Here is a 25,421-nt window from a genome sequence, read left to right on the forward strand (position 1 = left end):
ATCACCAAGATATAAAAAAAGCGCCGTAAGCGCTTCTTTCAAATCTGTTTATCTAAACGGTGACTATTTATTTAACGCTTCACCTAAGTGAGGGCGGATATCTTTTAGAATAGTTTTTAATAAACGTGGACAAGCAGCAACAATATTACCTGAAACTGTATGGTTGTGATCGCCAACGAAATCAGTGACTAAACCACCGGCTTCAATAATTAATAATTCACCAGCAGCAGATTCCCAAGGTTTTAAACCAATTTGGAAATATCCATCAACACGTCCGGCAGCGACATAAGCTAAATCTAAAGCTGGAGAGCCCGAGCTGCGAAGATCTGATGATTTAGTAAATAATGTTTTAAACATTTCTAAGTAAGCGTTGCTGTGTTGCTTGTGCTTAAATGGGAAACCTGTGGCAACAATTGCACCAGAGAGTTCTTTATGTTGTTTTACGCGAATACGAAAGCCATTGAGTTGTGCGCCTTTACCACGACTAGCAGTAAAAAGTTCACCGCGAGAAGGATCAAAGATGATGGCTTGATCTAATTTACCTTTGACTTTCAAAGCAATAGACACTGAAAAATGTGGAATGCCTTTAATAAAGTTCGTTGTACCGTTTATTGGATCAATAACCCACTGGAAGTCGTCATCTTTTCCTTTAATCACACCACATTCTTCACCAATAATTGTATGGTTAGGGTATGATTTTTTTAATGTTTCAATAATGGCTTCTTCAGCGCTTAGGTCAGCACTAGTGACAAAATCATTTGTCCCTTTTGCTTGAACTTCAACTTTATCTAACTGTTCGATGGCACGAACAATAACTTTACCTGCGTTACGCGCAGCGCGAATACCAATATTAAGCATAGGATGCATATAGAGACTACCTTTTACATATTTGTAAATAGAATTAAACAGTATAACAACTTTTATAAAGAACGAGGCTTGCCGCCGAGCGGATTTTCAAGCGCGAAAATTATAGCAAAGTTATCAGTAATTAGCGACATTGTTTTTTATATAAAATATCAAAGAAAAAATTTCATAGATGTTTAATAACTAACACATAATTTTTCGCACTAACCATTTTCAATAAATTTGATGATTTTTTCTCAGCACAAGGTTAATGTTCTATGATAATATTATTGTTAATTTTAGCCATCTAGATAGTTAATACCAGTAGGTATAATTTATTTTATAAATTAACTATAAATTGAGTAATTTAAGATAATGTCAGAGCAATCATCACTTTTAAGTAATGTTCGGATTGTATTAGTTAATACTTCCGATTGTCGTAATATTGGTTCAGCCGCACGCGCTATGAAAACAATGGGGTTAAGTGAACTTATATTAGTTGATCCTATTGAAATGCCAAATGGTCAAGCACAAGCTTTAGCTGCAGGGGCTACTGATGTATTAAAAAATGCCAAGGTAGTTGCTACTTTAGCGGAAGCTATTAGTGATTGTGGTTTAGTTGTTGGCACCAGCGCACGTTCTCGTACTTTACCTTGGCCAATGTTGGAGCCAAGAGGCTGTGGAGAAAAACTTGTCGAAGAAGCCTATAACTTTCCAGTTGCTTTAGTTTTTGGTCGTGAAAGCAGTGGTTTAACTAACGACGAATTACAACTTTGTCATTTTCATGTGCAGATCCCAGCCAATCCTGATTACAGTTCATTGAACTTAGCGATGGCGGTTCAAACCTTAAGTTATGAAGTGCGGACCAGTTTTTTAATTGATCAACAAAAAGCATTTCAAACAAAAGGCGAAAATTTAAGTAAAAATTTACCCAAAAAGACGCTTGATGAAGACGAATATCCGATTATGGACGAAACTGAGCGCTTTTATCAACATTTTGAAGATGCTTTAAAAGAAACCGGCTTTATTACACCGAGTCATCCAGGCCTAGTGATGACTAAGTTACGCCGCTTATTTAATCGTGCCCGTCCCGATGTTAAAGAAGTCAAAATGATGCGTGGAATCTTAGCTTCAGTGCAAAGAGCCGCTAAAGCTAATGATAAAGAAGCAAACAAAGAATAATAAAAGTAAGCAATCGTACCCGTTTCGATGCAAAATGCCTTCTAAATTCTGCATTTTGACCGATAACGGGTATATATTGGTACTTGCCTTAACCAATATATAGAAGGATAGAAATATGTTCAGCCGTATCAGAGAAGATATTAAAAGTGTCTTTGATAGAGATCCCGCCGCTCGAAATACGCTAGAAGTTCTCACCAATTATCCTGGTATGCATGCCATTTGGATCCATCGCTTGAGCCATAAGTTGTGGAAAAATAACTGGTATTTACTTGCGCGTAGCTTATCAACATTTTCACGTTGGTTAACCGGTGTTGAAATTCATCCAGGAGCAACACTTGGACGTCGCTTTTTTATTGACCATGGCATGGGGATTGTTATTGGTGAAACCGCTGAGATTGGCAACGATGTTACCTTGTATCACGGTGTTACTCTAGGAGGCACAAGCTGGAATGCCGGTAAACGTCATCCAACATTAGAAGACAACGTGGTTATCGGTGCAGGAGCTCAGGTCCTTGGCCCCATTACTATCGGTAAAGGCGGTAAAGTTGGCTCAAACTCTGTGGTGGTGAAAGATGTGCCTGCTAATGCAACAGCTGTTGGTATTCCGGCACGTATTGTTAATGAAAAAAGCCAGTCAGAAAAAGAACAACGTGACCAAGTGGCTAAAAAGTTTGGTTTCGACGCCTATGCGGTTTCTGCGGATAATCCTGATCCTGTCGCTAAAGCTATTGGGCGAGTCCTTGACCATATGCACTTAATGGATAAAAAAGTTGCTGACTTATGTAAAGAAGTCAATCATCTTGGTGGTGAAGTGTGTCAAGAGGATCTACCTGAACTTCGAGTTGGCGAATTTATTGACGATGAAATAGCGGCAGCTAAACGTCGAGAAAAACGTGTGGAGTCATTTGATCCCGAAATTTAATAGAAAATAATTGATGAGTTACCCGATGTTTGATCCCTATCAAACTAAGGTATTGGCTATTAATTGCTTATTTTTACAACAGGTGTAGAATACTTGAGTAAAACAGTCGGGTATTTAGTTGACTATTTTATAAGGTTATGTAGAATTGCTAACGATTCGATAGGGGCACACAATGAAACTGACTTCAAAAGGGCGTTACGCCGTAACTGCTATGTTAGATGTAGCAATACATGCAGTAACTGGACCCGTACCTTTAGCCGATATTTCAGAGCGACAGGGGATCTCGTTGTCATATTTAGAACAACTATTCTCTCGGTTAAGAAAATATGGCTTAGTAAATAGTATTAGAGGTCCTGGCGGAGGTTATCGCTTAGGGATGTGTTCTGCAAAAATTTCGATTGCTGATGTTATCAATGCTGTTGATGAATCTATTAAAGCGACGAGATGTGACGGTAAAGGTAATTGCCAAAACGGTGACGAATGCTTAACCCATACATTGTGGGAAGGTTTAAGTGACCGAATCGAAGATTTTTTAAAAAACATAACGTTGGCCGAACTTGTCGAGCAACGCAATGTGAAATTAGTGTCTAGACGACAAGACAAAGCGCATGCGCGAGCAAACAAAGTTATGCCGTCATTAGAAACATTAATTAAAACCAAGAATATTATGCACGACATGCACTAAATGCGTGTTGTCAAACTGGAGAACGTTAGCGAATGAAGCTTCCTATTTATTTTGATTACTCAGCTACAACACCTGTAGACAAACGTGTTGCAGAAAAAATGATGCAGTATATGACTACTGACGGTTTTTACGGTAACCCTGCATCTCGTTCACACAAATTTGGCTGGCAAGCTGAAGAAGCGGTTGATATTGCACGAAATCAAGTCGCAGAGCTTCTTAATGCCGACCCTCGTGAGATTGTTTTTACCTCAGGAGCTACCGAGTCAAATAACTTAGCCATTAAAGGCGCTGCCAACTTTTATCGTAAAAAAGGTAAGCATGTTATCACCTGTAAAACAGAACATAAGGCTGTTTTAGATACTTGTCGCGAACTAGAGCGTCAAGGTTTTGAGGTGACTTATTTAGATCCTGAGAGCAATGGCTTGATTGACCTTGATAAATTAGCAGCTGCTATGCGTGATGACACTGTATTAGTGAGCATTATGCATGTTAATAACGAAATTGGTGTTATTCAAGACGTTGCTGCAATCGGCGAAATGTGTCGTGCACGTAAAATTGTTTTCCATGTTGATGGCGCACAAAGTGTTGGCAAAATCGAAGTAGACATGGAAAAGTTGAAAATTGATTTAATGTCAATTTCAGCACATAAATTCTATGGTCCAAAAGGTATGGGCGCTATGTATGTGCGTCGTAAGCCTCGTATTCGTCTTGAAGCTCAAATGCATGGCGGCGGACACGAACGCGGTATGCGTAGTGGAACATTACCAACGCATCAAATCGTTGGTTTAGGTGAAGCTTGTCGCATTGCCAAAGAAGAAATTACTCAAGACATCGCTCACGTAACTGAAATGCGCGATCGTTTATGGGCTGGCTTGAACACAATGGAACAAGTTTTTGTTAACGGAGATTTTGATAATCGCTATCCGGGTAACTTAAACGTAAGTTTTAATTTTGTTGAAGGTGAGTCTTTGATTATGGCGCTTAAAGATTTAGCGGTTTCTTCTGGCTCTGCATGTACTTCAGCTAGTTTAGAGCCTTCGTATGTTCTACGTGCTTTAGGTTTAAATGACGAAATGGCACATAGTTCAATTCGTTTTAGCTTTGGCCGTTTTACCACGACTGAAGAAGTAGACTACGCGATTACACTTATTCAAAAATCAATTGGGCATTTACGTGATATGTCACCACTTTGGGAAATGTTCCAAGACGGTATTGATCTAGACTCAATTGAATGGGCTGCTCACTAAGCATCCCCACTAAAAACTTTACTGATGAGCGGGCATTTTGTTTCGTTCATCGTTATTAGGAGAGAAATCATGGCTTATTCAGAAAAAGTAATTGATCACTATGAAAACCCACGTAATGTTGGCTCAATGGATAAAAATGATCCACAAGTAGCAACAGGAATGGTTGGCGCACCGGCATGTGGTGACGTAATGAAGTTACAACTAAAAATCAACGCTGACGGTATTATTGAAGACGCTAAGTTTAAAACTTATGGTTGTGGTTCTGCGATTGCCTCAAGTTCATTAGTGACTGAATGGGTAAAAGGTAAGTCAATCGACGAAGCAGGGAAAATTAAAAATACTGCTATTGCCGAAGAGCTTGCTTTACCGCCTGTAAAAATTCATTGCTCTATTTTAGCTGAAGATGCTATCAAAGCAGCGATTGAAGATTACCGCAGTAAAACTGCTTAAACATCGGAGTTATTTATGAGTGTTACAATGACGAAAGACGCAGCAGACCGTGTTCAGTCATTTATTACCAATCGAGGCAAAGGTCTCGGTTTACGTCTTGGTATTAAAACAACGGGATGTTCTGGTTTAGCTTATGTGATGGAATTTGTTGATGAGTTAAATGAAGATGATACGTTGTTTTCAATCTCTGATGTGAATATCATTATCGATGGAAAAAGTTTAGTTTACCTTGATGGTATTGAAGTTGATTTTGTTAAGGAAGGTCTAAACGAAGGTTTTAAATTCACAAACCCGAATGCCAAAGGCGAGTGTGGTTGTGGTGAAAGCTTTAACGTTTAATACCAAGTCTCTAAGCCTTTTAAATATTGCTGAGTAGCAAGTAACTTAGTCGCAGTGGTATATATTTTGTGAACGACTTAATGTTAAGTCGTTCGCTGGAGTTTTTGTGAATTATTTTCAGATTTTCGGTTTTACAGAGCAATATGAACTCGATGTTCATAAATTAGCTGATATTTACCAAACACTACAAAAAAAAGTACATCCAGACAAGTTCGCTCATGCTTCTAGTCAAGAGCAATTAGTCGCGGTTAAAAGATCAACCTTAATTAATGATGCCTATCAAACACTAAAACACCCCTTGAAACGTGCACAATATCTATTAACATTGCGAGAAAGTGATCAGCCAAATGAACAAGCTTCATTTAGTGATAACAGTTTTTTAATGCGCCAAATGGAATTACATGAAATGCTTGACGATGTTAAGCATGCTGACGACCATGAAGCTGCCATTCTAAATTATGCTGCAGTATTAAATACCGGCTTTGAAGAACTCGCTTTAGAGATGCATACCTTGCTTGATGAAAACTCCATCCAGTCAAACTTATTGGCAGGTGATAAATTACGAAAGTTAAAGTTTTATCAAAAGTTACGCGTCGATCTCGATAAATTAGAAGATCAACTTTTCAATGACGACTGATCGTTAGTTCATATGAATTTTAGTTTAATAAAATAACAGCAAATCGATGTTTTTTTATTTACAATGAAATATCATACCGCCCGTTAATCGTAATCGAATATAAAAGAGTCTAAAAATGGCGTTATTACAAATAGCTGAACCTGGCCAAAGCACGGTTCCTCATGAACATCGCCTCGCCGCAGGTATTGATTTAGGTACAACTAACTCTCTTATCGCCAGCGTTAAAAGTGGTTTATCTGAAACCTTAGTTGATGGCGAAGGTCGAGATATATTACCCTCAGTGGTGAGTTACCAAGCGAATGAAGTATTAGTAGGCCATGCCGCTAAAGCACATTCGGTGAGTGATCCAGAAAATACTATTGTTTCAGCTAAGCGCCTTATTGGTCGTTCATTAGCTGATATTCGTAAAAAATACCCTTCACTGCCATATTCTTTTTCAGGTGATGAAAGTCATCCAAGCATCACTACACGTACTGGTGAAGTAAACCCAGTGCAAGTATCGGCAGAGATATTAAAAAGTTTAAAACAACGTGCAGAACATGCATTAGGTGGTGAGTTGACCGGTGTTGTTATCACCGTGCCTGCTTACTTTGATGATGCCCAGCGCCACAGCACCAAAGATGCGGCAAAACTTGCTGATCTAAAAGTTTTACGTTTACTTAATGAGCCTACAGCCGCTGCGGTCGCTTATGGTTTAGACAGTGGCAAAGAAGGTATTATTGCTGTTTATGATTTAGGCGGTGGTACCTTTGATATTTCAGTATTACGTCTCAATAAAGGTGTCTTTGAAGTATTAGCGACCGGTGGTGATTCAGCGCTAGGTGGTGATGACTTTGACAATCTTCTTGTTGACCACATTATCGAACAGACGGGTTTGCAACGACCATTGTCAGCAACCATAGAGCGTCAATTGTTACAGCAAGCCTGTTACGTCAAAGAACAACTGACAGAAAATGAAGTTATTAGTTTCTCATTAACGCTAGAAAATGGTGATGAAAAACATGGCGAAGTTAATCGTGTGATGTTTGAGTCTTTAATCAATACTCTAGTAACTAAAACATTACGTGCTTGTCGACGCGCATTAAAAGATGCCGATATTAGCGTTGATGAAGTCATTGAAGTGGTGATGGTTGGTGGTTCAACGCGTGTTCCTATGGTTCGCCAACAGGTTGAAAAATATTTTAATCGCTTACCATTAACGTCTATTGATCCCGATAAAGTGGTTGCCATTGGCGCTGCGATTCAAGCCGATATTTTGGCGGGTAATAAGCCCGACAGCGATATTTTGTTACTTGATGTTATTCCTCTATCACTCGGCCTAGAAACGATGGGCGGATTGGTTGAAAAAGTTATTCCTAGAAATACGACAATTCCCGTTGCTAAAGCACAAGAGTTTACGACCTTTAAAGATGGGCAAACGGCAATGGCTGTTCACGTGTTGCAAGGTGAGCGTGAGCTTGTTGAAGATTGTCGTTCGTTAGCTCGATTTGAATTGCGTGGTATTCCAGCGATGACTGCCGGTGCTGCTCACATTCGTGTTACCTTTAAAGTTGACGCTGACGGTTTATTAGAAGTGTCAGCCATGGAAAAGTCAACAGGGATCGAAACAGGTATCACAGTGAAACCCTCATTTGGTTTAGAAGAGCAAGAAATTACTCAAATGCTCAGAGACTCAATGAGCAATGCTCAGCAAGATATACAAGCGCGTATGTTGAAAGAACAACAAGTTGAAGCCTCAAGAGTTATTGAATCAGTACAATCGGCACTGATTAATGACAGCGCATTACTAAATCATGACGAAATTACCACAATAAATAACGCAATAACCGCTTTAGCGAAGATTGCCCAAAGCACGGTTGCCGATGATATTGAAGCAGCTATTGAAATATTAAATGAAAGTACCGCTATTTTTGCTGAACGTCGTATGGATTCTTCGATAAAAACAGCACTAGCAGGACATTCAGTAGACGAAGTTTAAAAACTTTTAGGAGCTAAGAAAATGGCGAAAATTATATTCCTTCCTAACGAAGACTTATGCCCAGATGGTGCAGTGGTTGAGGCAGAAAAGGGAGAAAGTGTACTTAACGTTGCACTGCGTAATGATATTGGCGTTGAGCATGCTTGTGAAAAAGTATGTGCTTGTACCACTTGTCATATGATCATACGTGAAGGTTTTGATTCAATTGCAGAAAGTGATGAACTTGAAGATGACATGCTAGATAGAGCTTGGGGATTAGAACCTGAATCTCGTTTAGGCTGTCAAGCGCTGGTTGGCGATGAAGACTTAGTTGTTGAAATCCCAAAATATACGGTCAATATGGTTTCTGAAAACCACTAGTCATTTTTGTCAATTTGATAGATAGGGCAGTAACATGTTAATGTTACTGCCCTTTTTTGTTGTAGTACCGCTATAACTATTTTTTAGAGGAAGACTTTAGTCAACCTTTCCGTACGGCTAAATCAACTGTATTACTTAGATAAATAGACAGGACATTAAAAGTTTGCTCTACTCACCATGAATATTTATGTGTTGTAATCGCTTAATAATAGTGAATATATTTTAAAAATAACTTTAGGCATAATGAATTTGTCCGAACTATCTAAATCAGAAACGATAAAAAGCTTAACCATCACTAATCAGTTTGCGACTGATATATTGTTATTAAATACCCCAAGTGAAATTTGGCAATATTTAGCTCAAAATATTGTCGAAAAATTAGGTTTTGAAGATGCCGTTATTTACACCTTAGATTCAGGGGGGATGACGCTAAGTCGAATGTCGGGCTTTGACAAAAAAAAATCCTTCAATGATGGTGAAATCACGACTAGTTCCATAAGGGATACTTCGTCTAATTCTATCATCATACCTTTTAATGAAGGTGTTATAGGGAAAGTTGCTGCGACTAAACAACCGATATTAGTAAAAGACACTCGTGAGTTTGAAAGCTATATTGTTGAGGATGAAACGACCTTATCTGAGTTAGCTGTTCCTATTTTATTTAAGCAGCAATTATTAGGTGTTATTGATTCTGAACATGCCAGTGTTAATTTTTACACTGAGTTTCATCTGAAAACACTCACTGCGTTAGCAACAATTACCGCAATGAAAATTTCTCAAATTATTAAAGTCGATGGCCTAGAAGAGGTAATAGAAAATTTAGAGTATGCTAATAAAATTCAAGATGCACTGTTTGAAATAGCAGAAATTATCTTTAAAACTAAAAATATTGATGAGTTTTATCAATATTTGCACCAGTGTATTGGCAGACTGACCTTGGCGAAAAATTTTTTTGTTGCGCTATTAAAAAATGATGGGCAAACAATAGATTTTCCTTATGCTATTGATGAGTTTGATGATAGAGCAACGTTTACTAGTATTAACATCGATCCTAATTTTTTAAGTATTACCGGTTATGCGTTAGCTAAAGACCAGCCTTCTTTATTATATGAAGCAGATATCCAAAAGATGCTTGATGAAAAAGCCATTTATATTCGTGGTAACATACCCAAAGCTTGGTTAGGGGTGCCTTTTGGAAGTGGGATAAATAAAGGCATAGTTGTCGTACAAAGTTATAGTACTGAATTCTTATTTCAAGAAAAAGACAAACAATTGTTAATGTTTGTGGCTAAGCATATCAATAATGCCATCGAAAGAATGGAAGCTAAACAAAAGTTGCAATTTTTAGCCTTACATGATCCTTTAACCAATTTACCGAACCGTTCGCTATTCAAAGATAGAACCCAACATGCATTTTTACATTGCCAGAATAATCGCCAAGACAATATAGCGATATTATTTATTGATGTAGACAGGTTTAAGCAAATTAATGATACCTATGGTCATCACGTTGGCGACAAATTACTGATTGGTATCGCGCAAGCAATAATGACTAGGTTGAGAAATACGGATACGTTAGCTCGCTTAGGTGGCGATGAATTTGCCATACTACTTGATGGGAAAATTGATTATGAGACTATCTGTCGTATAACTGAAAGTATCCTTGTCGCTACGGCTTCTGCCTTCAATATCGACGGTTTGAATATCTTTAGCAGTGTCAGTATCGGTATAGCGACTTATAACAATTCGAGTGAAAGCGCAGAACAATTATTGATTGATGCCGATCATGCTATGTATCAAGCTAAGTTGAAAGGGCGTAATCAGTATGTTTTCTTCGAAGCGCTCGAAGAACAAAATAAATCAACCAATGTCAAAGTTGAGTATGATTTTGATAATGCGGTTAAAAATTCAGAGTTTATTGGTAATTACCAACCCTTGATTGATTTTGACAGTGGCAAGGTTATTGGTGCTGAAATACTCGTACGTTGGCAGCATCCTAAATTAGGGCTTTTGTATCCCGATTTTTTTATTCCAATTTTAGAAAAATCAGGTCAGATAGTACAGCTTGATCTTTATATGCTCAAGCTTGCGGTCAGTAAATTAAATCTATGGGCTGATTGGTTACCAAAACAATTTAAGTTGAGTGTTAACGTTTCAACATCAGGTTTTTCATCTAAAGAGTTTATTGGCTATTTACAAGACCAGCACCTAAAATCTGCAGATATTACTGATCGATTATGTGTAGAAATCACTGAAGAAAGCCTCATTCTAAACGTTGACGCGGTCAAAAACCATTTAGACATTTTGAAAAGTATTAATATCCCAGTCGCCTTAGATGATTTTGGAACTGGCTTTTCATCGCTAAGTTATTTACACCAATTTTCTTTAGACTTTTTAAAAATAGATAAAAGCTTTGTTGACGACTTAAATGCAGTCAATAGTAAGGTCTTAATACTGGAAGCTGTGGTTAATTTAGCTAAATCATTAAAGATTAAAACTACCGCAGAGGGCATTGAAACTGCGGAACAATATCAAAAGCTTAAAGAAATTGGTTGCGATTTAGGGCAAGGATATCATATTGCTAAGCCATTACTTGAGAGCGACTTTAAACGCTTCTTCTTAAACAGAGTAAGCTAAGGTTTATGTGCTAATCATCATCCACTAGTTAAACGATGTTAAGCCATAAAAGAAAGTTTGTTGTTAAATTAAAATACCCTAATTTTAAACCTCTTTGCAATTATAAATAATTTATAAAAAGATTAAACTGCCGAGTTCTTTCAATAGATACCGTTAAATAGGAAATAATATGAGTGATTTACCCTCGGCGGCTGATAAAGCAGCGGCTAAAGAAAAAAAACATATTGAACGCCAAAAGAAAATTAAAGCCAACGTTGATCAACGAATTGCTCAAGCAACAGAAGAACGCGGTGTTTTTGTAGTAATAACGGGTAATGGCAAAGGTAAAAGTACCTCTGGTTTTGGTACGGTATTGCGTGCTATTGGTCACGGCCAAAAAGCTGGCGTGGTGCAGTTTATTAAAGGCACTCAATGGGAATGTGGCGAGATGAATATTCTTAAGCAATTTGCTGTTAAGCACCATGTTATGGGAACCGGCTTTACCTGGGAAACACAAAGTACCGAAACTGATGTAGCAGCAGCAAAAGTCGCTTGGCAAAAAAGTAAAGAAATGTTGAGTGATGAAACGCTTGATATTGTTTTACTTGATGAAATGACCTACATGGTGACTTATGGCTATATTGAACTAGACGAAGTTATAGAGGCATTGAATAATAGACCTAAAATGCAGCATGTACTTATAACCGGACGCGCTTGCCATCGCCGTTTAATCGAGTTGGCTGATACCGTATCTGAAGTTCAACCGATTAAGCACGCTTTTAAAGCTGGCGTTAAAGCACAAAAAGGACTTGACTGGTAAAGTAGGTAATCTACTAAAAGCACGGGTCTTGTTATATTATCGACTCAATTAGAAGCTATATGGAAACAATGAATCACGCTTTAGCGACTTAATCTGTTCACGAAACCCCTGTAGTATTATTAACAGTAAACTAAATAGTAATATGCTAATGAACATCGAAATTAACATCAAAAACACCACAAAGCACTATGGCTGGGTCAGTATCTTTTTACACTGGTTCGTTGCGTTAACCGTTATTGGACTCTTTGCTTTAGGTTACTGGATGGTTGATCTCGATTATTACAATCCTTGGAATAAACAAGGGCCTGATCTTCATAAAAGTATTGGTATACTTTTATTCTTTGTAATGATTTTTCGTTTGATTTGGCGCAGCGCTCAGATAAAACCAAAAGCGCTTAAAACACATAGCGATACAGAAAAAAAACTTGGACATTTTATGCATTTATTTTTGTATACTGCACTGTTTATTTTAATGATCTGTGGTTATTTAATTTCTACGGCTGATGGACGTGCAATCGAAGTTTTTCAGTTGATATCAATAATGAGTTTTGGTGAGCTGTTTACTAATCAAGAAGATATTGCCGGTGCGGTGCATAAATATCTTGCTTACCTATTGATGTGTTCTGTTGTTTTACATGCATTAGCGGCGCTAAAGCATCATTTTATCGATAAAGATAACACCTTAACTAGAATGCTTGGTTATCAGCGTTTAAACAATAAATAGACTTTATTCATACGATTAAAAAAAAGGACTCACATGAAAAAATTATTACTTGCCTCAATATTGCCAACGCTACTTATGACATCTGCTTTCACTCCAACAGTTAATGCAGCAGACTACATCGTAGATTACAAAGGCGCGCATGCCTCCGTTAACTTCAAAATTAAGCATTTGGGTTACAGTTGGTTAACGGGACGTTTTGATAAATTTAGTGGCAGTTTTAGTTATGATGCAGCTGATTTATCTACGGCTAAAATTGAAATGTTGGTGGATACCACCAGCTTAAATACTAACCATGGCGAACGTGATAAGCATGTCCGTAGTGATGACTTTCTTGATGTGGATAAGTTTGGTAGTGCAAAATTTGTTAGCACTAGCATTACTGATAATGGTCAAAATAAATTAGCAATTAACGGCACTTTAACCTTACACGGTGTTAGTAAAGCCATTATTATTGACGCGATAAAAATTGGTGAGGGTAAAGATCCTTGGGGTGGTTACCGTGTTGGCTTTAGTGGAACAACAAAAATTGGTTTAGCTGATTTTGGTATTCCAGACACGTTAGGACCTGCTTCATCACATGTTGAATTAGAGCTCCATATTGAAGGTATAAAGAAGTAATAAGTGATTGTCTGGCTTACCAAACTGGTTAATGTCGATTCATATCGTCCCAGTCTCTACTGATAAACTAAAGCCAGCACTGATGCTGGCTTTTTTATAACAATATCTTTATTTTAGAGGGGGAACTGTGAGAAATAGTCGTCGTCTAATGGTGTTATCTCATTAAGTCTGGTTTAGCTCTATGGGTAAACATTATATAAATTTAGCTAAAATTACGTTTAGCTGTTAGAATTCGCGCGAATTTTTTAATGGCTGATTATTCGGCACTCACATTCAATTAAGGTGCTTTTATGTCTAAATTTTTTTATCGCGGTACTCCTGATGTTATGGGCACTCACGGCAGTGCAGGTTATAAACCTAATCGCGGCGTTAAGCTCGGTAGTGCAGCAAAACCATTAATGCTCGTTGTTGCATCAAAAGAAAGGCAGCAAGAAGTTATCGCTATTGTTACTGAGCACAATTTTATTGCTAACATTGAAATTAATACTGATGTAAAAGAAAATATTGTTGAGCTAGAAGCGGCATTAAATGTCCCTAAAACACAGCGTTTTGATAAAACACCGAACAGAAACGATCCTTGTTCTTGTGGAAGTACTAAAAAATATAAAAAATGCTGTGGATAAATGAGTCATAGTTTTAATAAAAAAGGCTGAGAAATTATTTCTCGGCCTTTTTTATTAAAGCAATTATGGTAAAAAGAGTAAAATTGACAGATACTTACCCCTCAGTTGTTGTTAATAGGAGAGGATCATTAAGTGAAAAAAATCAGCTTAACGCAAGATGAAAATTTATCATTTAAAGTTAGCCAGCAATTATCACCACAAGAATCACAACGTTTTGATCTTTATTTTTCTATTCCCGAAGAAATGGGCATTAATGCTATTACCCTCAGTGAAGATAATTACTTTCACAGCAGTATCCGAAGCCATAGTGCTTACTTTTCTCGCCAAGTGCATTTACCTTTAGTTCGCAGCCGATTTATAAGTCAAAAAAAGGGTGATCAGGGCGACTATCGCAGTAACTTAAATTTATTTTCTTATCAATTTAGGGTCGCACTCGAAACAGATATCAAGCAAGCCCTACAAGAAAAAGATATCGAAATTTTTTATCAATATGCACTTGAATTGGTTGATCAAACACAAAGCTTGTTAAAAAAACTGCGCCGCTATACCCCTTTAGATCAAAAACTAAGTTCTTACTTTGAAAATGTAGATAATTACCTAAGCTGGTATACCGAGCAGTCATTTCTTAATTTGCTTGCCAATGGACCAAAAAGCTCAGAGCATTCAGAAACCCGAGAGGTGTTGTTTACCTTGTGTCGCCAAGAAAATAATTACCGAACAGAGCGCCAGTATAATTCAAAAATTACGCTAGCAGACCCAAATCGTATCACTAACAAAATGCGCTTGTTGCAGCGATTAAGTGAATTTGGTGTGGTCTTTAAAAGAACCACTCATGACCTAGACAATAATCTAAGACGCTTAGTTCGTGGTAGTATTACCGCTGTCGTTATGGCGTTCGTGATGTCAATTGTGCTCAACGCTCGCTCAGCATTTAACGAAGTAACTTTAGTACTGATCACTTTTTTAGGAGTGATTTATGGTGTCCGTGAAATATTTAAGGATGATCTCACACGCTATCTTTGGCGAAAAATTCAGCGAGGACGCCCTAAGTGGCAGCATGTATTTACCGATAGTATGTCTAAAAATAAAATGTCTATGCAAACCCTATGGCTTGATTATATTAAGAACAAAGACTTACCTGATATTGTTAATAAACATTTTCAACAACGCCGTCAACAAAACAAGCAAGCGGCACAACTCTTACATTTTCGCTGTAATTCAAAAGTTATTGCTAAAGAGTTTATCCCTGGCTTTAAAGAGATTCAGCACCAGATGTTTTTTAATTTAACGCCTTTTGTACGTTTTTTGAAAAAAGGAGAAGGGCGTTTATATGCACTTGATGGAAGTAAGATATCTAATCAAGGTGTTGAACGACGTTATCAGATAAATTTAGCGGTTGTGCAAGAGCAAAAAATACAGGGTAATAAAACAAAACAATACATTCAGCGTTTTAAAATAACAATGAATCGTTCGAAAATTATTAATATTGAAGGGATGAAATCAGAACAAAATTTTGAAGGTAACCCACAATAGCATAAGTTGGCCAGCTCATTTGCAAATATGTTATTTGTCATTGAACTGGCCGTAACAAAGTTACCGGTTAATCAATCGCTAAACTATCGAATTATCGGCCTTATAAACATCAAAATTAATCGTCTCTATTTTAATCGTTCTAAGCATACCGCCAATACCAACAAAGGCGATAACTTGAAAGTAGATACTGTTAATAATAATCTCCATATAACCTAGTTCATAAACATCAACTGCTGTGTTTGCCATTAAAAATAAGCTTAAGAAAATACTCACAGAGCCCATTGATTGTAAAGCAAATTGAGTTTGGCTACTTCTGTCCTTCACTGCTTGGTGGGGATCTAAACGTTTGCCGGTAAGGTGCCAAATGGCTAAACCAATAAAGAGTGCATGTACCAAACTCAGTGTCACTATTTTAATAATTAAGTCGCTGGTAATCGCAAAATTATGAATATATAAATCAAATAAAATATAAGAAAATAATAACACCACAGCTGAAATAACCAATAAAGGTGAAACATAATTGAACAAGTGACGTGGTGTCAAATCTGCGGTGCGATTGGTACGCTTATTGGCTTTTCTCATCAGTTTAAATTGTCTACACCCAGAGACTTCTAATAACATATAGGGGATAAACTGCACCATACCAAACATTAAGGGTAATCCTTCTGCAAATTTTTGCTTATCACTATAATCTTTTGACATCAAAACATAGAACCCCAGTAATATCAGACCAATAACCAGTATTATTTGATTTAGGAATCGATAACGTACCTTCGCTACATTTAGTTGATCAGTTGACTCAGGGTAAAGTTTTGGATAACTCTCCGGCGGAAAGTTTGTTAAAACCCCATCAATTTTTTTAATTATTTGCTTAGGGTAATAGTATGAAATGAGTATAATTTGGCTTAAAAATAATGTGTAAAATAAAATGTTAATAGACATCTTCTGCTCCTTAATTGTTTTTACTGTTCATTGCACTACTAAAAGCAATACGTATTTCTGAGTCGGTTACCCCTGCCGTTTTACAGGCAGAAATAGCATTATCTAACTGTGCTAAAACATCAGCATTTAAATCCATCTTACTATTTACTATTGCATCAGGGTGAACAAAGGTCCCTCGATAACCTTTGCTTTGAATGACTAAGTCTCGTTCTAATAATTTGTAAGCTTTAGCAACAGTTTTACTGTTGAGCTCTAAATCATTAGCCAATTGTCTAATCGAAGGAAGTGGGTCTCCTGGTCTAACCTTATCGCTAATAACCGCTGATTTTATTTGTTCAACGAGTTGTGTAAATAACGGCATCGGATCTTCTATATTAATGGTAATTTCCATATTTCTTTGTCTGCTCCAGTTGTTCCGTGTGTGGTAATGGTACAACTATAACCTGGATCAAGGCAAGTAAAAATAGTTTGTTTTTTGAACTATTGAGGTATTAAGAAAAGTGGTTGTGATTTAATTTAATAAAATCAATTTCTTGCGTGGATGTGTTGGTACAGAGGTCGCATACAATAAAGCCTGAATATTTCGATGATATGAGTGATATCGAGATATTCAGGCTTTAGGTTATTTGCAAGGGGGATTACTTAACTTCTTCTCCTGCGGCTTGTTTATCAGCATGGTAGCTTGAACGCACTAAAGGCCCACAGGCTGCATGGTTAAAGCCCATCTTAATCGCTTCAGCTTGATACATATCGAAAACATCAGGGTGAACGTAGCGTTCTACCGGTAAATGATGTTTACTCGGTTGTAAATACTGACCAATTGTAAGCATAGTCACGCCATGGCTTCTGAGGTCGCGCATAACTTGTAAAATTTCTTCGTCTGTTTCACCTAGGCCAACCATTAAACCTGACTTTGTCGGTACTGCAGGATTGGCTTCACCAAATTTTTTCAGTAAATCTAACGACCATTGGTAGTTAGCGCCTGGACGTGCTTTGGTATAAAGACGCGGTGCGGTTTCTAAATTATGATTAAAGACATGTGGAGGATTAGCATTTAAAATTTCTAAGGCACGGTCCATGCGACCACGAAAATCAGGGACTAAAATCTCAACTTTAGTATTTGGTGCATGTATGGCTATTTCACTAATACAATCAGCAAACTGTTGAGCGCCACCATCACGTAAATCATCACGGTCAACCGAAGTGATCACCACGTATTTCAGTTTCATATCTTTAAGTGTTAGTGCTAACTTTTTAGCCTCATCAACTTTAGGGGCTAAAGGACGACCGTGGCCAACATCACAAAAAGGGCAACGGCGTGTACAGATATCACCTAAGATCATAAAAGTGGCGGTACCGTGGTTAAAACACTCGGATAAGTTTGGGCAAGAAGCCTCTTCACAGACTGAATGTAAGTCATGTTTACGTAGCGCTGCTTTTATACTGTCAATCCGTTCTGTCGTACGAGGTAGTTTAATACGTAACCATTTAGGCTTTCTAAGCATGGTTTCACGCTCTGAGGGCACAATTTGAATAGGGATATGCGCCATTTTTTCTGCATCACGCATTTTTGTGCCAGGGATAACTCGAGTTGTTTTAGTGGTCATTCATTTCGTCCCAACCAGTTTTATAACTGATATTATTGGTATTTAATAATTTAGCGAGGTGTTTTACTAAGGATTCACCTGCTTGAGCAGTATCTGTTAATTGACTGATATCGGCTGTTTGCACCATTTCTAGTCCTTGATAACCACAAGGATTTATCCGAAGAAAGGGCGATAAGTCCATATTTACATTCAGTGCCAAACCGTGAAAAGAGCAACCTTTACGCACTCGTAAACCTAACGATGCAATTTTCTTTTCGCCAACATAAACCCCTGGTGCGTCAGGTCTAGCTTTGGCGATAATGTTAAAATCAGCTAATGCGGCAATTAAGCCATTTTCAAGTAGCGTTACTAAATCACGCACGCCCATTTTTCGGCGACGTAAATTGATCATAAAGTAGATAACTTGTTGACCAGGGCCGTGATAAGTCACTTGTCCGCCACGATCTACTTTTACTACTTCTATATCACCCGGCATTAGCAAGTGTTCTTCTTTACCTGCTTGCCCTTGTGTGAAAACGGCTGGATGCTCGACTAACCAAAGTTCATCTTGAGTGTCTTCGTTACGATCATCGGTAAATTTTTGCATCCCTTGCCAAACCTTGGTGTAGTCCATAGTGGCAAGTTGTCGAATGATTAACGAATTTTTCAAGTTTATACTTCACTTAATTCTATTGATGCCGATTATATCCAAATAATAATAGGAATACACCGGACAAATACTAAGGTTATTATCGTTACGCTAAAGCGTAATTTTTTTAAAGAACGTAGCGGACGATATCAATAGCCGTTAATTCTGTATAAATTGTTTCTATATGCTCTTTACTGGTAACCGTCACCGCAATTGAAAGCGAATGGTAAGTCCCTTTCGAACTGGCTTTAATTTTAGGAGAGTAATCACCGGGTGCATGCTTTTGTAGTTCATTAATCACTAAATCAGGTAATTCGTCGCAAGCAACGCCCATAACTTTAAAGTTAAGTACGGTCGGAAATTCTAATAATTCATCAAACTTGGTTTTCATTTTCTCTCTCTAAATAGTACTTGGTCAATAGTCAATCTGGGGGTATTTTATCATTAATCAAATAAAATGTGATCATTGTATTTACCGCTTTTATTATTAATCACAATTTTGTCTTAATAATAAAAAACTCGGCATGAGCCGAGTTTAAAATTACAAGGTTTTTTATTTGCTAACTAGTTCACAAATTGTAGTTTCACATAGTCGACTAACTTGCTAAACATGCCACCTTCATTAACTTCTTGCAAAGTTACTAACGGGTATTCTGCGATGTCTTCACCGTCTAAGCGTAAAAATAGTTTACCAACAACGGTTCCCTTGGCTAACGGCGCTTTTAATTGTTGGTCAAGTTCAATACTGGCGGCTAAATTTTTACGTTGACCACGCGGGACTGTAATAGGGGTATCTAGTAAAATACCCAAGTCGACTTCTTTTACATCGCCCATCCAAACACGATTGGTAGCAAACTTATCACCCGCTTTATAAGGGGTATAGGTTTCGAAGAAACGAAAGCCATAATTAAGTAACTTTTTACTCTCAACTTTTCTTGCTCGTTCGCTTTCCGTACCCATAACAACACTGACTAAGCGCATTCCACCTTTAGTAGCGGATGAAACTAAACTGTAACCTGCCTGAGCGGTATGACCGGTTTTTAAACCGTCAACATTCATGCTTTTATCCCATAATAAATTATTACGGTTGTATTGTTTAATATTGTTATAACTAAAGACTTTTTGGCTGTAAATTTTATATTCTTCAGGTACATCTCGAATAAGTGCCATTGCCAGTGTTGCCATATCCCGAGGTGTTGTCTTGTGTTCTTGGCTGTCTAAACCGTGACTGTTTTCAAAGTAACTACTACTCATCCCTAGTTGTGCGGCATGACCATTCATTAACTGAGCAAATGCACCTTCGCTACCGGCAATATGTTCAGCCATAGCAACACAAGCATCATTACCTGAAGCGACAATAATCCCTTGATTTAATAACTCTACAGAAACTTCGGTACCAACTTCAATAAACATAAGCGATGAACCAGGGAAGTTCTTTGCCCAAGCTTTTTCACTGACTTTGACTAAGTCAGTGTTGTTGATATTACCACTTGCTAATTCTTTACCTATGATATAACTGGTCATCATCTTTGTTAAGCTGGCTGGCGCTAACAAAGCATCGGCATTACTCTCTGCAAGAACTTTACCGGTATTGAAGTCAATAAGGATATGACCTTTTGCTTTAACTTCTGGTGGTGATGGAATAATGGTTAACGCTTGGGAAAAAGATGAAAAAGTTAAAGAAATTGCGCCTAAAAGGCAGAGAAGTTTTGTTGAGGTTTTAGCCGTCTTTTTAGCTAATGGGTAAGTCATAATATTCCTACGAAACTGAATGATAAAAGAAGAATTTTTCAGCAGTATACCATCTTTGTTACTGATTGCTATGGTGCTATCGTGGCAAATTGTTACGAATGATTACTTCAGACTGAATGCTTTTGGATAACCTGATTTTTTTAAACTGGTCAATAGGGTGTTTAACGCCTCTTCATCGTTGATTGGGCCGATTTGTACACGAAAAAGGCCATCGTTCATTGGGATTATGGTATTTATTTGATATAAATTCTCTAGGGCTTGGGCTGTTTTATTGGCAAGTACTTCATTCTTAGTGGCGAAAACTTGAATATATTTACGTTGTTCGCTATCTGTAGGTAAGTTATTTTCAGTCAGTTTTTGTTTTATCTCAGTAACAGCAAAATCAGTAATGGCAGTGATCGTGACATTAGCCACGCCTGTTTTCATCATACCTAGTTTATAAGCCGCGCTGTACGATAAATCAATAATACGGTTTTGATGAAATGGTCCACGGTCATTTACTCTAACAATTACTGATTGACTATTGGCGTTGTTAGTTACTTTTAAGTAAGTGGGTAGGGGTAAATTTTTATGAGCCGCACTCATAGCGTACATATTATAAATTTCACCATTTGAGGTTAAATGACCATGGAATTTTTCGCCATACCAAGAAGCAATACCCGTTTGGCTAAAATTTTCAGCACTTTTTAATACTGAATAAGTTTTACCACGCACCTGATATTGGCTTTTATTCCCCCCTCTACTATGGGGCTCTGCTCTTGGCGTAATATTAATAAGCTCACTTGCCGTAGGCGCTCGGCTGGGCATACTATCTTTGTGTTGTTGATAGCGTCCGGTATTGACACTGCAGGCAGAAATCGAGACTAAAAGCGTCATCATTAATAGTTGTATTTTCACTGGCAGATTCTTTTTATGTTGTTAATCAATTTAAGCAATAAAACGCTTATGGGTGCTAATCGCCATCAGCATGCCAAAACCTGCAAGTAATGTCACCATTGATGTTCCGCCGTAACTGACTAAGGGCAAAGGAACGCCAACAACAGGCAATAAGCCTGACACCATACCTATGTTCACAAAGACATAAACGAAAAAGGTTAAAGTTATACTACCGGCTAATAGTTTTGTGAATGCATGGTCGGCATGGACAGCAATCCATAAGCCTCGCATCACTATCATTAAATAGACACTGAGCAGTACTGCGACACCTACAAAGCCAAATTCTTCACTAAACACCGCAAAAATAAAGTCGGTATGGCGTTCAGGTAAAAATTCCAGTTGTGACTGTGTACCTTGTAACCAACCTTTGCCATGCAAACCACCTGAACCAATGGCTATTTTTGATTGAATAATATGATATCCAGAGCCAAGTGGGTCTTGCTCTGGGTCAAGAAAAGTTAATACACGCTGCTTCTGATAGGGCTTCATCAAAAACATCCAAAGAACGGGTGCAAATGCTGATGCTAAGCCAATACAAGCGATAATTAGTTTCCAGCTTGCTCCGGCAAGAAAAATCACAAAAACACCTGAACTGGCGATTAACAGTGACGTACCTAAATCAGGTTGCTTAGCAATTAATAAGGTTGGCAATAACACTAAAATAAATGCAATGGTGATGGTAGATATTTTAGCGGGTAAGTCATATTGGCTAACGTACCAAGCGATCATAATGGGGACAATCAGTTTCATTATCTCAGAAGGCTGAAATTTCATAAAACCCAAGTCTAACCAACGCTGTGCGCCTTTACCTATATGACCGAATAAGAGTACGGCGATTAAGAGCAGCAAACCTAAAATAAATACTGGCACCGCCCATTTTTGATAGGAAAGGGGCGGGATTTGAGCAACGGCGAACATCACCAATAATGCTATACCTAAGCGGGTTATTTGACGGTAAACAATGGCTGTTTCTTGGCCACCTGCACTATAAACAACAAATAGCCCTAAGGTCATTAATGCTAAAATACCCAACAAAAGAGGCAAGTCAATATGAATTCTTTGCCAGAAACTTCGCTGTTTTTGTTGGTCATGACCAATATTACGCACTAGTTACGTCCTGTGTTTTTGTCAACACCATAAACATTATTGTGTTGTGGATGCTTACTTTTATCGGTACTAATAATGACTCTATCACCAAAATATTGATCCATAACTTGGCGTGCTACCGGCGCAGCATTAAAACCACCACCACCTTCCAAAACATTTTCAACGACAACCGCAACCACTATTTCTGGATTCTCATAAGGAGCAAAAGCCACAAACATAGCATTGTTTCGCTGCTTTTCTTTAGTGGCTTCTGCATCATATTTCTCATCTTGTTTTTTTGCAATAAGTTGTGCTGTACCCGACTTTCCTGCGGCGTCATAGCGAGCACCTTTAAATGCAGGATATTTCTTTTGTGCCGTGTTATGCATAGCATCAAGCACTAAACTCCAGTGCTTACTGTCTTTTAAAACAATAGGGGGTTTATCATCATATTCTGCCATTTTAGTGACCATTTTATTGATAATATTAACATTACCCTCAGTCTCAGCGGTGGTGATTTCCTCATTGATTTTAACTTCTTCTGCGACTAACTCTGCAGTAGCACGTAAAAAATGTGGGATTTTTATGTCGCCTTTATTCGTTAAAATAGAAAAAGCTTGAGCTAGCTGTAACGGTGTTACTGTCCAGTAGCCTTGACCAATACCAACAGCGATTGTATCGCCGGTATACCAAGGTTTATTGTATCGACTACGCTTGGTTTCTCTACCAGGCAAAATAGCGCGTTTATCTTCCCAGATATCAACACCCGTAAGATCGCCAAAACCAAATTTTTCCATCATGTCGGTAATCGTATCAATATCTAATTGATACGCTAAATTATAAAAGAATACATTACATGAATGTTCAATAGCTTGATTAAGATCTACCCAGCCATGGCCGGGGGCCCACCAATCTCGGTATTTACGTTCAAGACCTTTTAGCTGAAACCAGCCAGGGTCGTAGAAGCGTGATTCATTGGTAATTACACCTGCTTCTAATCCTGTTAATCCGAGCAAAGGTTTGACTGTCGAGGCGGGTGGATAACCTTGTACACTTCGATTAAGTAATGGTCTGTCGTTTTTAGGATTAAGTAATTTACGATAGTTTTTACTACTAATGCCGTGAACAAATAAGTTTCCATCATAACTTGGGTTTGAATACATGGCCAATATTTCACCACTTCGTGGATCAATTGCTACTACCGCGCCACGCTTGCCTGCTAAGGCACGTTTAGCAATCATTTGTAATTCAATATCAATACTCAGGGTTAAGTTTTTTCCTGATATTGGGGGCGCATAATCAAGCGTTCTTATAATGCGACCTTGATTATTTATTTCAACTTCTTGATGACCAATAGTGCCATGAAGTATATTTTCATAATATTTTTCTAAACCAAGCTTACCTATATTACGCGTTGCTGCATAATCTTCATCTAAATTTTCTTCGGCCAAACGAATTGAATCTTTAAGGTTAATGCGGGCAACATAACCCAAGGAGTGGGTCGTTAAATCACCAAATGGGTAATATCTTTTAAGACGAGCATCAATAAAAAAACCAGGGAATTTGTGTTGATTGACAGAAAATAATGCAACTTGTTGTGCGCTTAACCGCGAGTGCAGTTCTACTGGTTTAAAACGTCGTTTGCTTTTTAGCGCTTCAAAAAGTTTTTGCTGCTTTTCTTCACTGATATCAAGCAACTCACTGACTTCTACAATGTGTTTCTTCAAATCAACCGTTTGCTCAGCAATAACCTCAAGCGAATAAACGGGTTTGTTATCAGCAAGTAGAATGCCATTACGATCGTAAATTAATCCGCGATTAGGTGCAACGGGAAGGAGTTTGATTCGATTGGAATTAGAGCGAGTTTGATATTTTTCATAAGAATTAATTTCTAACTCGTAGATATTGCTAATTAAGGTTAACAATAAAGCGAGTATACCGATAAAGGCAATAAATGTTCTGCGCGCAAATAAATTAGCTTCTGCCGAATGGTTTCGAATAGCAACACGTTTGTTCGATGCCATTATTACTCTCGGTGATACGGGTGATTATTGTTAATGCTCCAAGCTCGATACAGACTTTCAGCAACAACAATACGCACCATTGGATGTGGCAAGGTTAATGGCGATAAAGACCATTTTTGTTCTGAAGCTTTAATACAAGCGGGGGCTAAACCTTCGGGGCCACCAATAAGTAAAGCAACATCGCGGCTGTCTAATTGCCAACGCTTAAGTTGTTGGGCAAGCTGTGGTGTTGTCCACGGTTTACCTTCCACTTCAAGCGTAACAATACGGTTACCTTTTGGAATTGCGTTTAGTAATAATTCGCCTTCTTTTTCTAGAATGCGAGCTATATCGGCGTTTTTACCACGCTTACCTGGCGGGATTTCTACTAAATGAAACGACATGTCGCGCGGAAATCGACGACAATATTCGTTAAAGCCTTGAGTAACCCATGCTGGCATTTTATTGCCAACAGCATATAAGGTAAGTCGCATAATAGTTTAGTTAACCTTCACTATTAGCTTAGTTCCACAATTCTTCTAACTGGTAACGGTCACGAATTTCGTCTGTCATTACGTGAACAATTAAATTGCCTAAATCAACTAACGCCCATTCGCCAACATCATTACCTTCAATACCTAACGGCTCAATACCTTTAGCGCGGCATTCGATGGCAACTGATTGTGCAATAGATTTAACATGGCGATTCGAGTTACCTGAACAGACAACCATATAATCAGCAAAGCCTGATTTTTTTCCGATGTCTAAAGTCGTGATGTCACGACCTTTCATTTCTTCGATTTTTTCAATAACAAATGCGTTTAACGCTTCAACTTGCAAGGGAATTACTCTTAGTGTAAATAATAATGCGCTATAATATCATCATTTTT

27 protein-coding genes are annotated in these 25,421 nt (G+C 37.9%); 15 read left to right on the top strand and 12 right to left on the bottom strand.

Going from position 1 to position 25,421, the window contains the following annotated elements; translation table 11 throughout:
• Positions 1–63: 63 nt before the first annotated feature.
• Entirely contained in the window at positions 64–867 is an 804-nt protein-coding gene (gene suhB, locus H4J62_RS09555) for an inositol-1-monophosphatase (RefSeq protein ID WP_070376083.1), read from the bottom strand.
• Positions 868–1,218: 351 nt separating this feature from the next.
• Here suhB and trmJ point away from each other — a divergent pair, with 351 nt between their 5' ends.
• The 15 genes from trmJ to H4J62_RS09630 all read left to right on the top strand — a co-directional run bounded on the left by trmJ (position 1,219) and on the right by H4J62_RS09630 (position 15,577).
• A complete protein-coding gene (gene trmJ / locus H4J62_RS09560) occupies positions 1,219–2,025 on the top strand; it encodes a tRNA (cytosine(32)/uridine(32)-2'-O)-methyltransferase TrmJ (protein WP_182215033.1) in 807 nt (268 codons plus the stop codon).
• Between the two features lie 115 nt (positions 2,026–2,140).
• Complete coding sequence (gene cysE / locus H4J62_RS09565) at positions 2,141–2,947, top strand: serine O-acetyltransferase (protein WP_182215031.1); 807 nt, start codon at positions 2,141–2,143, stop codon at positions 2,945–2,947.
• Positions 2,948–3,119: 172 nt separating this feature from the next.
• A complete protein-coding gene (iscR, locus tag H4J62_RS09570; protein ID WP_070376086.1) occupies positions 3,120–3,632 on the top strand; it encodes a Fe-S cluster assembly transcriptional regulator IscR in 513 nt (170 codons plus the stop codon).
• Between the two features lie 32 nt (positions 3,633–3,664).
• Positions 3,665–4,879 (top strand): IscS subfamily cysteine desulfurase, encoded by a 1,215-nt coding sequence (locus H4J62_RS09575; RefSeq protein WP_070376087.1) that lies wholly within the window; start codon positions 3,665–3,667, stop codon positions 4,877–4,879.
• A gap of 69 nt (positions 4,880–4,948) precedes the next feature.
• Positions 4,949–5,329 (top strand): Fe-S cluster assembly scaffold IscU, encoded by a 381-nt coding sequence (iscU, locus tag H4J62_RS09580; protein ID WP_070376088.1) that lies wholly within the window; start codon positions 4,949–4,951, stop codon positions 5,327–5,329.
• 15 nt (positions 5,330–5,344) lie between these two features.
• Positions 5,345–5,668, top strand: coding sequence for an iron-sulfur cluster assembly protein IscA (gene iscA / locus H4J62_RS09585; RefSeq protein ID WP_070376089.1), 324 nt, complete (start codon positions 5,345–5,347; stop codon positions 5,666–5,668).
• A 106-nt stretch (positions 5,669–5,774) separates the two neighbouring features.
• Positions 5,775–6,305 (top strand): co-chaperone HscB, encoded by a 531-nt coding sequence (hscB, locus tag H4J62_RS09590; protein ID WP_182215029.1) that lies wholly within the window; start codon positions 5,775–5,777, stop codon positions 6,303–6,305.
• 115 nt (positions 6,306–6,420) lie between these two features.
• Positions 6,421–8,283 carry a Fe-S protein assembly chaperone HscA gene (gene hscA, locus H4J62_RS09595; RefSeq protein WP_182215027.1) on the top strand — a complete coding sequence of 621 codons (1,863 nt, stop codon included), beginning with the start codon at positions 6,421–6,423 and terminating at the stop codon, positions 8,281–8,283.
• Between the two features lie 21 nt (positions 8,284–8,304).
• Positions 8,305–8,643, top strand: a complete 339-nt coding sequence (gene fdx / locus H4J62_RS09600; RefSeq protein ID WP_070376092.1) for an ISC system 2Fe-2S type ferredoxin — start codon at positions 8,305–8,307, stop codon at positions 8,641–8,643.
• Positions 8,644–8,892: 249 nt separating this feature from the next.
• Positions 8,893–11,280 (top strand): EAL domain-containing protein, encoded by a 2,388-nt coding sequence (locus tag H4J62_RS09605; RefSeq protein ID WP_182215025.1) that lies wholly within the window; start codon positions 8,893–8,895, stop codon positions 11,278–11,280.
• Between the two features lie 169 nt (positions 11,281–11,449).
• Positions 11,450–12,079 (top strand): cob(I)yrinic acid a,c-diamide adenosyltransferase, encoded by a 630-nt coding sequence (cobO, locus tag H4J62_RS09610; protein WP_070376094.1) that lies wholly within the window; start codon positions 11,450–11,452, stop codon positions 12,077–12,079.
• A gap of 160 nt (positions 12,080–12,239) precedes the next feature.
• A complete protein-coding gene (locus tag H4J62_RS09615; protein ID WP_182215112.1) occupies positions 12,240–12,803 on the top strand; it encodes a cytochrome b in 564 nt (187 codons plus the stop codon).
• Between the two features lie 33 nt (positions 12,804–12,836).
• Positions 12,837–13,421 (top strand): YceI family protein, encoded by a 585-nt coding sequence (locus tag H4J62_RS09620; protein WP_182215024.1) that lies wholly within the window; start codon positions 12,837–12,839, stop codon positions 13,419–13,421.
• 290 nt (positions 13,422–13,711) lie between these two features.
• Entirely contained in the window at positions 13,712–14,044 is a 333-nt protein-coding gene (locus H4J62_RS09625) for a PBPRA1643 family SWIM/SEC-C metal-binding motif protein (RefSeq protein WP_182215022.1), read from the top strand.
• Between the two features lie 132 nt (positions 14,045–14,176).
• Entirely contained in the window at positions 14,177–15,577 is a 1,401-nt protein-coding gene (locus H4J62_RS09630; RefSeq protein WP_182215021.1) for a hypothetical protein, read from the top strand.
• A gap of 78 nt (positions 15,578–15,655) precedes the next feature.
• Here the strand turns inward: H4J62_RS09630 and H4J62_RS09635 are convergent, their stop codons facing one another.
• The 11 genes from H4J62_RS09635 to rsfS form a co-directional block, all read right to left on the bottom strand.
• Positions 15,656–16,519, bottom strand: a complete 864-nt coding sequence (locus tag H4J62_RS09635; protein WP_182215019.1) for a hypothetical protein — start codon at positions 16,517–16,519, stop codon at positions 15,656–15,658.
• A 10-nt stretch (positions 16,520–16,529) separates the two neighbouring features.
• Entirely contained in the window at positions 16,530–16,910 is a 381-nt protein-coding gene (locus H4J62_RS09640; protein WP_070376099.1) for a GntR family transcriptional regulator, read from the bottom strand.
• Between the two features lie 247 nt (positions 16,911–17,157).
• Entirely contained in the window at positions 17,158–18,126 is a 969-nt protein-coding gene (gene lipA, locus H4J62_RS09645; RefSeq protein WP_182215017.1) for a lipoyl synthase, read from the bottom strand.
• Positions 18,116–18,739 carry a lipoyl(octanoyl) transferase LipB gene (gene lipB / locus H4J62_RS09650; protein WP_220463210.1) on the bottom strand — a complete coding sequence of 208 codons (624 nt, stop codon included), beginning with the start codon at positions 18,737–18,739 and terminating at the stop codon, positions 18,116–18,118. The genes lipA and lipB overlap by 11 nt, the downstream gene beginning before the upstream one ends.
• Positions 18,740–18,881: 142 nt before the next feature.
• On the bottom strand, positions 18,882–19,145 hold the full coding sequence (gene ybeD / locus H4J62_RS09655) for a DUF493 family protein YbeD (RefSeq protein WP_070376102.1): 264 nt from the start codon (positions 19,143–19,145) through the stop codon (positions 18,882–18,884).
• A gap of 173 nt (positions 19,146–19,318) precedes the next feature.
• Complete coding sequence (locus tag H4J62_RS09660) at positions 19,319–20,506, bottom strand: serine hydrolase (protein WP_182215016.1); 1,188 nt, start codon at positions 20,504–20,506, stop codon at positions 19,319–19,321.
• A 102-nt stretch (positions 20,507–20,608) separates the two neighbouring features.
• Positions 20,609–21,403 (bottom strand): septal ring lytic transglycosylase RlpA family protein, encoded by a 795-nt coding sequence (locus H4J62_RS09665; protein ID WP_310733545.1) that lies wholly within the window; start codon positions 21,401–21,403, stop codon positions 20,609–20,611.
• Between the two features lie 30 nt (positions 21,404–21,433).
• Positions 21,434–22,549: a rod shape-determining protein RodA gene (rodA, locus tag H4J62_RS09670; RefSeq protein ID WP_182215014.1), complete on the bottom strand. Its 1,116-nt coding sequence runs from the start codon at positions 22,547–22,549 to the stop codon at positions 21,434–21,436.
• Positions 22,549–24,552, bottom strand: a complete 2,004-nt coding sequence (gene mrdA / locus H4J62_RS09675) for a penicillin-binding protein 2 (RefSeq protein WP_182215013.1) — start codon at positions 24,550–24,552, stop codon at positions 22,549–22,551. The genes rodA and mrdA overlap by 1 nt, the downstream gene beginning before the upstream one ends.
• Before the next feature lie 2 nt (positions 24,553–24,554).
• Positions 24,555–25,025, bottom strand: a complete 471-nt coding sequence (gene rlmH / locus H4J62_RS09680; protein WP_070376105.1) for a 23S rRNA (pseudouridine(1915)-N(3))-methyltransferase RlmH — start codon at positions 25,023–25,025, stop codon at positions 24,555–24,557.
• A gap of 28 nt (positions 25,026–25,053) precedes the next feature.
• A complete protein-coding gene (gene rsfS / locus H4J62_RS09685; protein ID WP_070376106.1) occupies positions 25,054–25,371 on the bottom strand; it encodes a ribosome silencing factor in 318 nt (105 codons plus the stop codon).
• Positions 25,372–25,421: the final 50 nt, after the last annotated feature.

This window comes from Colwellia sp. BRX8-5 (assembly GCF_014077325.1).
Lineage (GTDB): Bacteria > Pseudomonadota > Gammaproteobacteria > Enterobacterales > Alteromonadaceae > Colwellia_A.